General features: G+C 68.0%; 13 protein-coding genes. 4 read left to right on the forward strand and 9 right to left on the reverse strand.

The window, feature by feature from the left end; translation table 11 throughout:
* Positions 1-140: 140 nt before the first annotated feature.
* Together MNQ99_RS16445 and MNQ99_RS16450 are read left to right on the forward strand one after the other, a co-directional pair.
* Positions 141-2093 (forward strand): DUF6541 family protein, encoded by a 1953-nt coding sequence (locus tag MNQ99_RS16445; protein WP_241913698.1) that lies wholly within the window; start codon positions 141-143, stop codon positions 2091-2093.
* A 189-nt stretch (positions 2094-2282) separates the two neighbouring features.
* Entirely contained in the window at positions 2283-3200 is a 918-nt protein-coding gene (locus tag MNQ99_RS16450) for an RluA family pseudouridine synthase (protein WP_241915407.1), read from the forward strand.
* Between the two features lie 42 nt (positions 3201-3242).
* Here MNQ99_RS16450 and MNQ99_RS16455 read toward each other — a convergent pair whose 3' ends face one another.
* The gene (locus MNQ99_RS16455) at positions 3243-3644 is read right to left on the reverse strand and encodes a hypothetical protein (protein WP_241913699.1); all 402 of its coding nucleotides are present in this window, start codon (positions 3642-3644) and stop codon (positions 3243-3245) included.
* A 124-nt stretch (positions 3645-3768) separates the two neighbouring features.
* Positions 3769-4287: an O-acetyl-ADP-ribose deacetylase gene (locus MNQ99_RS16460; RefSeq protein WP_127513339.1), complete on the reverse strand. Its 519-nt coding sequence runs from the start codon at positions 4285-4287 to the stop codon at positions 3769-3771.
* Positions 4288-4333: 46 nt separating this feature from the next.
* Between MNQ99_RS16460 and MNQ99_RS16465 the strand changes: the two genes are divergently transcribed.
* A complete protein-coding gene (locus MNQ99_RS16465) occupies positions 4334-4981 on the forward strand; it encodes a DedA family protein (protein ID WP_127513340.1) in 648 nt (215 codons plus the stop codon).
* Positions 4978-5865 (forward strand): tryptophan-rich sensory protein, encoded by an 888-nt coding sequence (locus tag MNQ99_RS16470; protein ID WP_241913700.1) that lies wholly within the window; start codon positions 4978-4980, stop codon positions 5863-5865. Before MNQ99_RS16465 ends, MNQ99_RS16470 begins: the two co-directional genes overlap by 4 nt.
* A gap of 141 nt (positions 5866-6006) precedes the next feature.
* On the opposite strand, the gene MNQ99_RS16475 is transcribed toward MNQ99_RS16470, so the two are convergent.
* The 7 genes from MNQ99_RS16475 to MNQ99_RS16505 all read right to left on the reverse strand — a co-directional run bounded on the left by MNQ99_RS16475 (position 6007) and on the right by MNQ99_RS16505 (position 13342).
* On the reverse strand, positions 6007-6315 hold the full coding sequence (locus MNQ99_RS16475; RefSeq protein ID WP_241913701.1) for a hypothetical protein: 309 nt from the start codon (positions 6313-6315) through the stop codon (positions 6007-6009).
* 226 nt (positions 6316-6541) lie between these two features.
* Positions 6542-8113: an aldehyde dehydrogenase family protein gene (locus tag MNQ99_RS16480; protein ID WP_241913702.1), complete on the reverse strand. Its 1572-nt coding sequence runs from the start codon at positions 8111-8113 to the stop codon at positions 6542-6544.
* Positions 8110-8877 carry an HD domain-containing protein gene (locus tag MNQ99_RS16485; RefSeq protein WP_241913703.1) on the reverse strand — a complete coding sequence of 256 codons (768 nt, stop codon included), beginning with the start codon at positions 8875-8877 and terminating at the stop codon, positions 8110-8112. The genes MNQ99_RS16480 and MNQ99_RS16485 overlap by 4 nt, the downstream gene beginning before the upstream one ends.
* Before the next feature lie 42 nt (positions 8878-8919).
* A complete protein-coding gene (locus tag MNQ99_RS16490) occupies positions 8920-10227 on the reverse strand; it encodes an NAD(P)/FAD-dependent oxidoreductase (protein ID WP_241913704.1) in 1308 nt (435 codons plus the stop codon).
* A gap of 4 nt (positions 10228-10231) precedes the next feature.
* Complete coding sequence (locus MNQ99_RS16495; protein ID WP_127513346.1) at positions 10232-10552, reverse strand: 2Fe-2S iron-sulfur cluster-binding protein; 321 nt, start codon at positions 10550-10552, stop codon at positions 10232-10234.
* 24 nt (positions 10553-10576) lie between these two features.
* The gene (locus MNQ99_RS16500) at positions 10577-11380 is read right to left on the reverse strand and encodes an SDR family NAD(P)-dependent oxidoreductase (RefSeq protein WP_241913705.1); all 804 of its coding nucleotides are present in this window, start codon (positions 11378-11380) and stop codon (positions 10577-10579) included.
* A 93-nt stretch (positions 11381-11473) separates the two neighbouring features.
* Positions 11474-13342: a PEP-utilizing enzyme gene (locus MNQ99_RS16505; protein ID WP_241913706.1), complete on the reverse strand. Its 1869-nt coding sequence runs from the start codon at positions 13340-13342 to the stop codon at positions 11474-11476.
* Positions 13343-13422 lie beyond the last annotated feature (80 nt).

A 13422-nucleotide genomic window follows, 5' to 3' on the forward strand; every position in this document is an offset into this window, starting at 1 on the left:
GCTGCCCGCCCTCGCGGACCTGCCCCGGCCTCGTGGATCTGCCCCGCTCGCGCGGCCCGTGCAGAGCCCTACGGCCCGGACCGGCGTCGGCCGCGGGGTACGAACCGTAATATGGTGACGACAACAGACGAAGGGGGCCCATGAGCTGGCTGCAGACGATTCCGGCCGTGTTGGTGGCCATCGTCCTCGTCTTCGGACCCGGCCTGCTGTGGGGCGCCGTGCTCGGCTTGCGCCGGCTGTCCCTGGTGGCATTGGCCGGCCCGTTTGGCGTCACCGCCATCGTGCTCGCCGCCGAACTCGGCCGCCTGATCGGCCTGCGGTGGGCTTGGCCCCAACTGCTGGCCGTCACCGTGCTGGTCGCCGCCATGCTCTGGCTGCTGCGCCGCAGCCTGGGCCACCGCCTGCACCGGGATCCCGAGAGACCGAACGTCCCGGCGCCCTGGCGCTCGGTGGCGCTGGCTTGGGCGGTCTCGGCGGTGCCGCTGGCCGCAGCGATGATCTTTATCTTTGGCGCCCCGGACAACATCGCGCAGTCGCACGACAACATCTTCCATCTCAACGCGCTGCGCTACATTTCCGACTCGGGCAACGCCTCCTCGCTGACGCTGGGCTACCTGGGCACCACGGACCGCGGCGTTTTCTACCCGGCGGGCTGGCACGACGTGGTCTCGCTGGTGATGATCACCGCCGGGCTGCAGCCGGCGGCCGCCATCAACATCACCAACCTGGTGCTGATCACCGGCATCTGGAGCACCGGCTGCCTCTTCATGGTCAGCCGCATCACCGGCGAGCGCACCATGCCGCTGCTGGTCGCTGCGGTGGTCTCGCTCTCCTACAGCAGCTTCCCCTATCTGCTGCTGGAATTCGGCGTCGTCTATCCGTTCATGCTCTCCATCGCCATGCTTCCGGCCGCCTTGGGCGTGGTGTTCCAGCTGCTCCGCCTGGGCGTGCACACCCGCGTGTCCACCGAAGGCAACGTACTGCTGCTGATCGGGCTGCTGCCGGGCATGGCGCTGTCCCATCCGGCCACGATCATGGGACTGCTGGCACTCTCCGTGCCGCCGGTCGTCGCGGCCGCTTACCCGGCACTGCGCGCCACAGAACAACGACGGCGGCTGCGCGCCTGGGTGGGCAGCGGCGCCTTTCTGGTGGTGCTGGTGGCGCTGTGGATCACCCTGCGTCCTGCCCGCAGCAGCAGCACCAACTGGGACAACATGGGCAATGCCGCGGCGGCCCTGGGCGAAGTGGTGCTGAATTCGCCGCTCAGCCGGCCCATCTCCATCCTGGCGACCGCCTTGACGATCGTGGGCGCCGCCGTCGTGTTCAATCTGCGCAAAAACCGCTTTGCGCTGGGCATGTATGCCGTGGGCGCCGCCCTGTACGTGATCGGTAACCTGCAGTCGATGCCCGCCCTGCGCTGGTGGGTGGCCGGCATTTGGTACAACGATTTCTTCCGCATCAGCGCCATGCTTCCGGTTGCCGGCCTGCTGATAGCATCCATCGGCGGTGTGGCGCTGGCCGGGACTGCGCGCTCCTTCTTCAGGGCCTCGCTGGCCCGCCGCGAGAAGAAGGCGCCTTCGTGGATCCGCCCCGCCGCCACCGGCGTGCTGGTGGTGATCAGCCTCGCGGTGGTACCGCTGTTCGCGGTGCAGCGCGGCATCTCCGAGGCCGCCGCCAAGTACCGGTTTTCGGACCGATCGCAGTTGCTGAGCATCGATGAACTCGCGCTGATCAAGCGGATTCCAGACCGGGTGCCCGAAGGGGCGGTGATCGCCGGCGATCCGCTGACTGGAGCCTCACTGTCCTACGCCTACACCGGACGTCCCGCGCTGGTCCCCTCGGGAACCACGTCCCCCAGCGTGGAGGGCAAACTCATCATGGACAAACTGGACAAGATGCGGACCGATCCGGCGGTCTGCCCGGCCGTGAAGGCACAAAACGTGCAGTACGTGCTGGACTTCGGCAACCGCTCCGTCCATCCCGGCGAGAAATCCTCGGTACCGGGCCTGCAGGAGCTGACCGAGGCCAACGGTTTCAAACTGGTGGACTCCGAAGGCGACGCGAAGCTCTATCAGATCACCGGCTGTCCCTGAGCCGTGCCGGTTCCGCCGTGGTGCCAGTTCCGGCGCCGTGGAGCCGGTTCCGTCGCAGTGCCAGTTCCGGCGCCGTGGAGCCGGTTCCGCCGTGGAGCCGGTTCCGTCGCAGTGCCGGTTCCGCCGTGGAGCCGGTTCCGTCGCAGCGCCGGTTCGCGGGTGCCAGTCAGCCGGTACCCTTGATGGGTGATGGAATCCCCGCTCCCGGTGCGCGACGGCGTCAATGCCACCCGCTTGCGGCTGCCCGGCGAGGGCCCGTGGGAAACGGCAATGGACTACATGCTGCACCGCTGGGGCCACGTGGATCCGGACGGCATCATGGACCGGTTCGACCGCGGCGAGATCGTGGGCGAAGGCGGCGCCGTGCTCAGCCGGACCACTCCGCTGGATGCCCACACCTTCATTTGGTATTACCGCACCTTGCCGCGCGAAAAGCGGCTGCCGGTGGAGATCAACATCCTGCACCAGGACGAGAACGTCCTGGTGGTGGACAAGCCCCACTTCCTGCCCACCACCCCCGGCGGCACGTACATCCAGGAGTCAGCGCTGGTCCGGCTGCGCCGCCAACTGGATATCCCGGATCTGATTCCCATGCACCGGCTGGACCGCCTCACCGCCGGGGTGCTGCTCTTCTCCACCAACCCCGCCACCCGCGGCAAATACCAGGTGCTCTTCGAAAAGCGCCTGGTGCAGAAGGAATACGAAGCCATCGCGCCGGTGGATCCGCAACTCCGGTTCCCGCAGACGGTGCGGAACCGCATGACCAAGTCCCGCACCTACCTGCTGGCCGAAGTGGTCGACGGCGAACCCAACACTGAGACCCGGATCGAACTGCTGGAACAGCGCGGCGGGATGGGCCACTACAAACTGGAACCGCATACCGGAAAGACCCACCAGTTGCGCGTGCATCTGGCCACGCTGGGCATCGGCATCCTGCACGACCCCTTCTACCCGGTGTTGCTGGACCAGGCGCCCGACGACTTCGGGCGGCCGCTGCAGTTGTTGGCCCGCGGGATCTCCTTCACCGATCCGATCAGCGGCGAACCGGTGGAATACCGTAGCCGGCTGGACCTGTCCGAGTGGGCGGTCCGAGGCGCGACCGAGTAGTTAAGCCGAGTAGTTAAAAAGCGACCGTCCCGTCGGGCTAGTTCAGCCCGACACCAGCGTCTTGCTGCGGGCACCAGCTGCGGCGAGCGGGTCCAACGCCATGACAGCCAGTGGCTCCCGCCTGCCGTCAACATGGAATGCCAGCGTGCGGGCATCGGACAAAGGTGCGCCTTCGAACACGACGCTGACGATGTCCTCCAGGTCCCGGTCCCCGCTGACCTCGTACAGTTGCGGGAAACAGCGGCCGGTGTCATCCACTGCGGACATCTGCGCGCGGGCCAGCAGCCAGGGGACCAGCGGATCCTCACCGCGGAAGCGGGCGATGATCCGGTTGGGCAGCAACTCCACAATGGTCAGGGTCAGGGCCCGCTCGGCATCCCGGCGACACGGCACGTTGCAGAGAATGGTCAGTGCGCCGGACGAACCGTACGATTCGCTCCCCATACGAATGCAGCTCCCCCAGAAACGAAAACGACGGCCATCAACAGCTTGCGTCAATACTAAGCAGACTGTTCAGCGGGAGAGAAATGATTCCCCGCCGCCGTGACCGCCGGCGGACGGTGCAGGGCTAACCCAACAATTCCAGGTGCACCCGACGGAAGGTCTCTGCCAGCCCGGCAGAGAACAGCACAAATTCGACCACCTGCACACCGCCGTCGTACGCCAGGACCTGGCCGATCCCACGGCGGGCGACCGTCTCGGCATCCCAGCCGTACACGCCGGCTCCGATCGCCGGGAAGGCCAGCGTCTCGGCGCGCAATCCCTCGGCGACCCGCAGCGATTCCCGGAAACACCCGGCCAGCAGCTCCGGGTCGGTCTGGCCGGCGCGTCGATTGGGTCCCACCGTGTGGATCACCCATTTGGCCGGCAAGAAGTACCCCTCGGTGGCGGCCGCTTGACCGGGCGGCAGGCCGTCCGGCAACTCGGTGGCGCGCAGTCGGCGGCACGCTTGAAGCAGTTGCGGGCCGGCCGCCGCGTGGATGGCACCGTCCACGCCGCCACCGCCCAGCAGGCTGGAATTGGCGGCGTTCACGATGGCGTCCACCTGACGCTGGGTGATGTCGCCTTCGAGGATGCGGATCTCCACGTTTGCCAGTCTGCCACCGGGTGACAATTCCCGATAGATTGGGCGGATGGAGATTCCCGAGGGGCCGCTGCAGTGGGTGTACTATCCCATGACGCTGCTGCTGGTCATCCTCGACGCCGCGGTGCCGGCGGCGCCGTCGGAATTCATGGTGATCGGCGGAGGCACGCTGCTGGCCAACGGCGAACTGATCTTGCCGCTGGTGTTCCTGGCCGTGATGCTGGGCAGCTGGCTTGGCGACCTGCTGCTGTTCCTGCTCTTCCAGCGCGGCATCAACACCTGGCTCAATCGCTATAGCTGGGGCCGGAGGATCGATCGGGGCGTCACCCTGGCGCTGAGCAAAGCCGGCGAATCCTCCACCTATGCTGCAGTTGTGGCGGCCCGCTTCATCCCGGGCGGCCGGACGGCGGCGGTGGCGGCCTCCGGGCTGGCAGATGTGCCGTTCAAGCCGTTCCTGCTCGCCTCGGCCGCCGGTTCAGCACTGTGGGCCACGTGGATGATCGGATTGGGCTTCGCCGCCGGGCGGGTGTCCGCGTTCCCGTTTTGGGTCAACGTCCTCATCGGCACAGGCGTGGGCATAGTGGTGGGCTCGGTGATCGCCATGGTGATCGGCTTCCGACGGCGCCATAGCGGCCGCAGCGCGCTCCCGGTCCGCGAGTCCGCAGCCAATCCTGTCCCCGATCTAGGAGCCGAGTGAAACCGGAAACTGACCTGGTCCAGCCCGTCATCAAATCCGCGAAGCCCTTGGCTCTCAGCATCCGTGCCGCACTGGCGACGGACCTGGCCAGGCAATGCGCAGTGACCGCCTCGCTGCTGCTCTGCCTGCTGGCCGGTATGCACGGCGCCGGCTTGCTGGGCGGGACCGCGATCAAAGACGCCGCTTCCGGTGCCTTTGCCCCGGACTTCACGCTGCTGGCCTTGGAGTCGCGGGCCTTCGGCATCTGGGGCGTGATCTATCTGGGCCTGCTCGGCTACACCATCTTCCAGTGGTGGCCGGCCGACCGCGCGTCACAGCGGCAACGCACCATCGGTTGGGCGGTGGCAGCCTCGATGCTGCTCAACGCCGCTTGGATTGTGGCCGCGCAGGCTGGCAACGTCGGCCTGACCCTGGTCCTGATCCTGATGCTGGCGGCCGCGCTGGTCTGGGTCATTGACGGTTTGTCCCGCTATCCCTCGCCCTACCGGGTGGACGCGCTGCTGGTGGACGGGCCGTTGGGCCTCTACGCCGGCTGGGTCCTGCTGGCGGCCGCCCTGAATGCCGGCAGTTGGCTGACCGTCCGCGGGATCGACTGGTTGGGTTGGGGAGGCGAGCTCTGGGCCGTCATCGCGGTGGCCGTGGTCTCCCTGGCCGGAGCTGTGATGGCGATGACCGGCCGCGGCCGGATCTCTACCGTGCTGGCCCTGACCTGGGGGCTGGGCTGGCTGACGTACGACCGCTTTTTGGGCGAGCCGCAGTCCGCTCCGGTGGCGATGGCCGCCGGCTTCGGACTGTTCTTCGTGCTGGTCTGCGGCATCTCCCGCCATTTCCAGGTGGGCCACGCGGAACGCCGCGCGCTGCGGCGTGGTGAACCGCTGGACTGATCAGGCAGAACAACGACGACGGCCGGCCGGGTTCCACTGGGGACGGCAGGGTTCTGCGGGCACCGGCCGGGTTCCCTTGGGGACGGCAGGGTTCTGCGGGGGCTACGCCGGGTTCTGCGGGGACGCTGCCCCGGGACGGTCTCAGCCGACGGGCGCCCATTTGCCGCGCGAGCGCCGCAACACCGCAAGCCTTGCCGTGGTGGCGACTTCTTCGACGGCATGCCGCATATTGGCGCCGGCTTGCAGCGCCTGGCGGTTTTCGGCGGCGTAGGCGTTGGCGTCAACGGTGAACCGGACGGTGATCCGCGCGACGCCGGCGACCACGTCCAACTGGTTGGCCTCTACGATATGCGCCGAAGCCACCGCCGCCACCGCGGCCTCCATGACTGCTTCCGGCTGGTTCCCGGGCCGCAGGCCGGTGATGTTCAACTGGGCGCGGAAAGACGGCATCCCTCAACTCTAGCCGCGCCGCGCCGGCCGGTTCAGCGGCCATCGGCGCCGTCAGGGTGCCGGTACCCGCTCACCGCTGAGGCAACTGTCCACGTTTTACCGGATGCTTAAGCATCATGCCTAGTCAGACGGTGGCAGTTCACCCAGAACGTGGACAGTCATCGCTGAACATGGACAGCCGCGCCGCCGGCCGGACGGGCCGGGCCGGGCCGGTGGAGCGCGCGGCCTAGCGGCGGTGGATGGACTTGTAGCTCAGGTAGGCGTTGAGCCCCTCGATCCCGTACTCGGTGCCCAGGCCGGAGTCGTGTCGGCCGCCGAACGGGGCGGAGTGGTTGGAGGCGAAGAAGTTGATGCCCACCGAGCCGGTATCCATCCGGTCGGCAACCGCGAGCCCGGCGTCCTGGTCCCGGCCGAAGACGATGCCGCCCAGGCCGAACTCGGTGTTGTTCGCCAGTGCCACGGCGGCGTCCACGTCCGCGTACTTCAACACGGAAATGACCGGCCCGAAGACCTCCTCGCGGGAAATCCGCATCTCCGGCCTGACATCGGCGAAGACCGTGGGCTGCACGAAGAAGCCGCCTTCCAGTCCGCCGCCGAGCCGCGCAGCCCGTCCGCCGGTGGTGGCGCGGGCGCCTTCCGACGTGGCCGAATCCAGATAGTCCAGCACTGTCCGGTACTGCGACTCGGTGGCCGCGGGTCCGAAAACGGTGCCCGGATCCAGCGGATCGCCCTGCACCCCGGCGGCGATGGTCGCGGTCACCATGTCCACTACCTGGTCATAACGCGAGGCCGGGGCCAGGATGCGGGTGGAGATGTAGCAGGTCTGTCCGGTGTTGCGCATGCAGGAGCGCACCAGCACCTTGGACATTTCGTCCAGGTCGGCATCCTCGAGCACCACGGCACTGGACTTGCCGCCCAGTTCCAGCGTGACCGGCCGCAGCAACTCCCCGCACGCCGCTGCGATCTTGCGGCCCACCGGGGTGGATCCGGTGAAGGCCACCTTGTCCACGCCGGGGTGCTTGACCAAGGTGTCGCCCAGCCGCCCGGACCCGGTGACCAGATTGACCACGCCGGCCGGCACGCCCGCGGCGGCCACGGCATCCACGATCAGCCGGAAGGACAGCGGCGTGGGCGATGCAGGTTTCATCACCACCGTGCAGCCGGCCAGCAGTGCGGGCGCCAGCTTGATCACCATCAGGTTGATCGGAAAGTTCCAGGGCGCAATCAGCCCGCACACCCCCACCGGGTCGCGGCGCACCACCGACTCGCCGCCGCCGCGCGGGAACGGGCGCACGTCCTCGCGTTCCAGATACTCCGCGAGCGTGGCGAAGTAGCGGAAGATGCCGGCCGCGTTGGCCGCGGCACCGGAGGATTCGGAGACCGGGGAGCCGTTCTCGCGGGTATTGGTCAGGGACAGCGCCCCGGCCCGCTTTTCCACCTCGTCCGCGATCCGCAGCAAATACGCCGCGCGCTCGGAGGGCGCCAGCTTGGGCCACGGGCCGGCGTCGAAGGCCCGCCGGGCGGCGGCCACCGCGGCGTCGACGTCCTCGACGGTCCCGTCCGGCACGGATCCCCACACCTGTCCGGTGGCCGGGTCCGTTACGGGATTTCGGCCGGTCCCCCGGGCCGAAACCCACGCGCCGTCAACAAACACGTCGTCCACATGGGTGTAGGGCAAGTCCAGGGCCTCGCGGGCGGCCAGCGCCGGTGCCGTGGCTGGCACGGCGGCCCCTCCGTCGGCGGCGGACGACGCCGGGGCTCCCCCGGCTGCCGCGGCTGCGGTGTTCGCTGTGGTCATCGGATGACTCCCGTCTTCAGCAGCGCCCTGGACCGCTCCAGGTCTGCGCTTCCCATCGCCAGGGCCGCCTCGGTGATCAGTTCCGGAATGATCTCCTCGCCCAACCGGTCCGTGTAGACGGCCGGTGTCATGCCGAACCAGGTCGCGGCAACGGCAATGCCGGCGTGGTCGAACCGCCACAGCCGGTCCGCGTCGCGGACCAGGGCGTCCTCCAGCGAGTAGGCCACATGCCGGGTGTCGTGGCCGTCAATGATCTCGCAGACACGGTCAACAAACTCCGCAGAGTAGCCCAGATCGGGCAGCACCCTGCGGGCCACCTTGCAGCCCTCGGCCTCGTGCTCGAACCGGATGGCCGCCTTGCGCCAGTCGCCGGTGAACCCTTCGGAGAGGATCCGTTCCTCGTCCACGTGCGCCCAACCGGTGTCATGGAGCACCAGGGCAACCCGGACCAGTTCCGCGTCCGCTTCCGGGTAGGCCCGGCACAGCCGCTCGGCAAAAGCCAGCGAAATCGGCAGATGGATGTCGTTGGCCCGGGTGCGGGTCTCCGGCACCACCGCCTGCCAGAGCGGGTCCAGCCCGCCTAGGGCGGCGGGGGTTACGGAAATGGGCGTGGTGTCCACGGTCCCGGTGGCCGGCAGCGGCCGGACCGGGTGGGCGGCGGCAAAAGCCACAGCGCGCGGGTCGTCGGCCGGATCGGTCTGGCTTCCGGCCCACGCGGGGGTCGTGCCGCGGGCCTCCGGGGTCTGTGTCTCGGGGGTGCTCATGGGTAAGTCTCCTAGGGGTACGGCGGTGCCCGGAAAGGCGCCTCAGCCGTCCGTCGCAATGGTCTTGAGGACGACGGCGGGATCCGCTGCGGCGTCCGCGGGAATGTTCTGGCCCTTGGCCAGGGCGTTCTTGACCGCCATGAAGTCCAGCGGCGCGTTCACGCAGTCGGCGGCGATGATCTGCCCGCCGCGGTAGTACAGCACGGAGAACTTGCCGCGTTCCTCGTCGCGGCGGACCACGGTCTGGTCGTAGCCGAGCGTGAGCCCGGCGATCTGCAGTTTCAGGTCCGCCTGGTTGGACCAGAACCACGGGATGCCCGCGTAGTCCTCACGCCGGCCCATCAGCGAGTACGCGGCAACCTTGGCGTGTTCGATCGCGTTGTTCACGCTCTCCAGCCGGATCCGTTCGGCCTCCGGCGAGCCCGGCAGCGGGTTCGGCATGTTCGCCACGTCGCCCACCGCCACCGTGGTGCCATCGGAGGCCAGCGCGTGCCGGTCCACCACAATGCCGTTGTCCACCTCCAGGCCGAGCTGTTCGGCCAGCTCGGTGTTCGGCACCACGCCGATGCCCACCAGCACCAGCTGGGCGGGCACCACGGTGCCGTCCTCCAGCCCGACGCCGGCCACCCGGCCGCCGCCGTCCGCAGGCACGAGCTCCTGGATCCGGGCATTCAGCCGGATGTCCAGACCGCGTCCGCGGTGCGCGGTGAGGAAGTACTCGCTGGTCTCTTCGCCAACGGCCCTGCCGATCAGCCGCGGCCCGTATTCCAGCACGGTGACGTTCTTGCCCATCTTGTGCAGGCTCGAGGCGGCCTCCAGCCCGATGAAACCGCCGCCGATCACCACGGCGTCCTGAACACCGCCCAGCTGGGCCTTCAGTGCCAGCGCGTCGTCCGCGTTGCGCAGGTAGACCACGCCGGCCAGATCCGCGCCGGGCACCTGCAGCCTGCGGGCCCGGGCACCCACGGTCAGCGCCAGCCGACGGAACCGGAACTCCGCACCGGAGGCCGCGTGGGCCACGCCGGAGCCGTCAGCCTCCTTGTCGATCCGCTCGATCCGTTCGCCCTTGACCAGGGCCACGTTGTGGTCTTCCCAGTACTGGTTGGACCGGAAGATCAGCGACTCGCTCTCCACCGTGCCCTGCAGGAACTCCTTGGACAGGGCCGGGCGCTGGTAGGGCCGGTGGTCTTCCTCGCCCAGCAGCGTGATGTGCTCGTCGAAGCCCAGCGCCCGCAGCGATACGGCCAGCTGGACCCCGGACTGGCTGGCGCCGATGATCAGCAGCCCCGTGCGCACGGCACCGTCGGCCGTCTCGGCGGGCACCGCCGTCGTTGTGGTGGTGGTATCCATGGTTCTACACCTGGGTTTCCGGGGTGCTGACGTACATGTCTTGGCCCTCGCAGAGCTTGAGCTGGCAGGACAGCCGCGAATTGTCCTCGCGGTCCACGGCCGTGCCGTAGAGCATTTCGTCTTCCATTTCTTCCATTTCCGGAAGCTGGTCGAGGGTGTCCTCGCGGACAAAAACGTGGCAGGTGGCGCAGGACAGCGAGCCGCCGCATTCGGCGACGATCCCCGGCACGCCGTTGCGCACCGCGGTTTCCATGACCGAGTCGCCGGGATTGCCTTCGACGTCGCGGACGGCGCCTTCAGCGTCGGTGAAATGAACCGTAGGCATGGGTTCTCCTTTTCGGTTGCAGTGCTAGATGAACTGGCGGCCGCCGTCGACCACCATGGTTTGTCCGGAGATGTAGGAGCTGTCCGGCCCGGCCAGGAACAGCGCCGCGCCCACAATGTCCTCGGGCTGGCTGGCGCGCTTGAGTGCGCCGCGGTCCACGCCATAGTTCTCGGCGTTCTCCATCAGCCCGTAGCTGGCCTCGGTGAGGGTAAAGCCCGGCGCGATCGCGTTGACGGTGATGTTGCGCCGGCCCAGTTCCTTGGCCAGCACCCGGGTCATCGCCACCACGCCGCCCTTGGACGCAACGTAATGCAGCCACTGCTCCGAGCCGGAGTAGATGGTGGCGGAGGACAGGTTGATGACGCGGCCGCCGTCGGGCAGGTACGGGCTCGCGGCACGGGTCACCAGCCACGGACCCTTGAGGTTCACGTTCATGACCAGGTCCCATTCGGCCGGGTCGATCTCCTCGAACGGAGTGCGGGTCACCGTGGCGTAAATGGCGGCGTTATTAAGCACGACGTCGATGCTCCCCTGCCCGAAGTCGGCGCACCCTTGGGCGAGGGCCTCGGTGGAGGCGACGTCGGTGACGTCGGCTTCGAAGGCCTCGGCATCCGCTCCGGCTTCGCGGACCAGCGCCGCGGTCTTCTCGGCGCCGGCCAGGTTGGTGTCGGCCGCCGCCACCCGGTAGCCGCGGGACGCGAAGCCCAGGGCGAAGGCCCGGCCGAGTCCGCCGGCGGCGCCGGTGATCAGCACCGTCCGGGTGCCGGATCCCGCGGTGGGGTTCCCGTCGTCGGGAGTGGCTGCGGGGTCCAGTGGAGGCTGTGTCATGGTCTAACTTTCGTGTTGGGATGTGCCGGGCCGGGGCCCCGAGAAGGGGCTCGCCCCGACCCGGCACTGGGAGCGCCTTAGTGGCGAGGGTGCTCAGACGTGGCTGTGGCTGTGCGCACCGGGGCCGGCGACGGCCGGTTCGGCTTCAGCGTCCAGGATCTGTACGGTTCCCTTGGTGCCGTCCACCCGCAGCCGCTGGCCGGTCTTGATGGTGGTGGACCCGGAGCCCGTGCCGGTCACCGCCGGCAGCCCGTATTCGCGGCAGACAATCGCGGCGTGGCTCATCATGCCGCCAATGTCCGTGACGGTGGCCTTGATCTTGCCGAAGATCGGCCCCCAGGACGGCGCGGTCACCGTGGCCACCAGGATCTCGCCCTGCTGCACCTCGGCGAGCTGGTCGGAATCATGGACCACCCGCGCATAGCCTTCCACCACGCCCGGGGACGCGGCCATGCCGCGCAGCCCACCGCCTTCGACTTCCTCGCCTGCGCCCAGCCACTGCTGGACCTGCTCGGTGGTGATGCCCCAGAGCATCCGGGTGAACGGTTCGGTGATGATTTCCGGCGGGGTGTTCAGCGCCGGCGCCGGACGCGCGGTCTTGAGCGCGTTCACGATTCCGCGGCGGCGTTCGATTTCCTCCGGCCAGTAGGTGGGGCCGATCGGTTCGGCGCCGACACCCCAGCCGGTGACCAGGTCGAAGAGCGCGTCGCGGACCTCGTTGCGGTTCAGGTACAGCAGGTCTTCCGGCTCGGTCCAGAAGCCCTCGGCGTGCATCATCCGGGAGAGCTCGCGGATCTTGCGCCAGAAGACGCCCATGGTCCAGTGCTCAATGTAGAAGTTGTGGTTCTCCACGTACGGATACGCGGTGGCGGCCAGCTGGCGCTTCGCGTCGAACACCGTCTGGTTTTCACCCTCGAGCAGGTCGCGGTATTCCTCCACGATCCGCTCCTTCTCCGCCACCAGCTCTGCGACCGGGCGCATGATGTTCTGGCCTTCGTCCAGCCGGCGGATGTAGTCGGCGATGTAGCCCAGCGGAATTTCCTGGTGCTCGTTCCAGTACTTGTCGTGCCCGTAGAAACCGTTGCCCACGGTGAAGTTGAACCACGGGTCCTTGGCCTCCTCGTACCGGGCGATCCAGCGCTCGCCGCCCGCCGAGGCGCGGACCGAGGCCAAGGTGGCATCGACGTCGTCGGTGTTGGCGAAGGCGGACTGGAGGCCCAGCTCCACCGCCAGCTTGGCCAGGTGCTTGAGCTCGTCGTCCGGGCGGAACAATTCCATGTCCACGCCCTGGACCATGGTGGCGATCGACTGGTCCGGGACGTTCGGGAACACTTCCTTGCAGAAGTTGAAGAAGTCCAGGTAGGCGATGTAGCCCAGGTTCAGGAACTCGAAGTGGTACTGCCAGTTCTGGTAGGCCAGCTGGATGAGCCGGTCGTAGTTCTCCAGCAGCACCTCGGAGCCGTCCATCGCCTTGCCCGTGGTGATGTCGTCCATCGGCACCATGTCCGGCAGCTTCTTGAAGGAGAGGGTCTCCATCTCGTCGATGGTGCCGCGGACCTTCACATGCCACTGCTTGAGCAGTTCCTCCCAGTTCTGGAAGTAGTGGCCCACCCGCTGCTCGAACTCTGGGACGCGGGCGGCAATCTGGTCCTCCGGAACCGGGATCGGGGACATGTACAGGTAGCCCAGGTGCACGCGGAACTCGATGCCGTTGGCGTTGGGGATCATCAGGTGCCGGGCGTTGTACTGGCCCAGGCACTTGACCGCGAACTCACCGCCGATGGTCTCGAACGGCTTGAACACGGTGGGCCAGTGCTGGCTGTCACAGAACCAGAACTTGGCGTCTTCCTGTTCCTTGAGCTTGTCCTGGAACACCAGATAGTAGGGGTAGATCTTCTCCCAGCCCTCGGCGCCGGCAGGCACCGGCAGTTCGGACGGCTTCGGGAAGGACTTCATGGACATTGCGGTCCTTTCGGTGGAGGGCTCTGCACTGAGCCTTCAGTGGGCGGTTCGGTGGAACGGTGGAACCTTGCTGGTGACGC

It is taken from the genome of Arthrobacter sulfonylureivorans (genome assembly GCF_022637435.1).
Classification (GTDB): domain Bacteria; phylum Actinomycetota; class Actinomycetes; order Actinomycetales; family Micrococcaceae; genus Crystallibacter; species Crystallibacter sulfonylureivorans.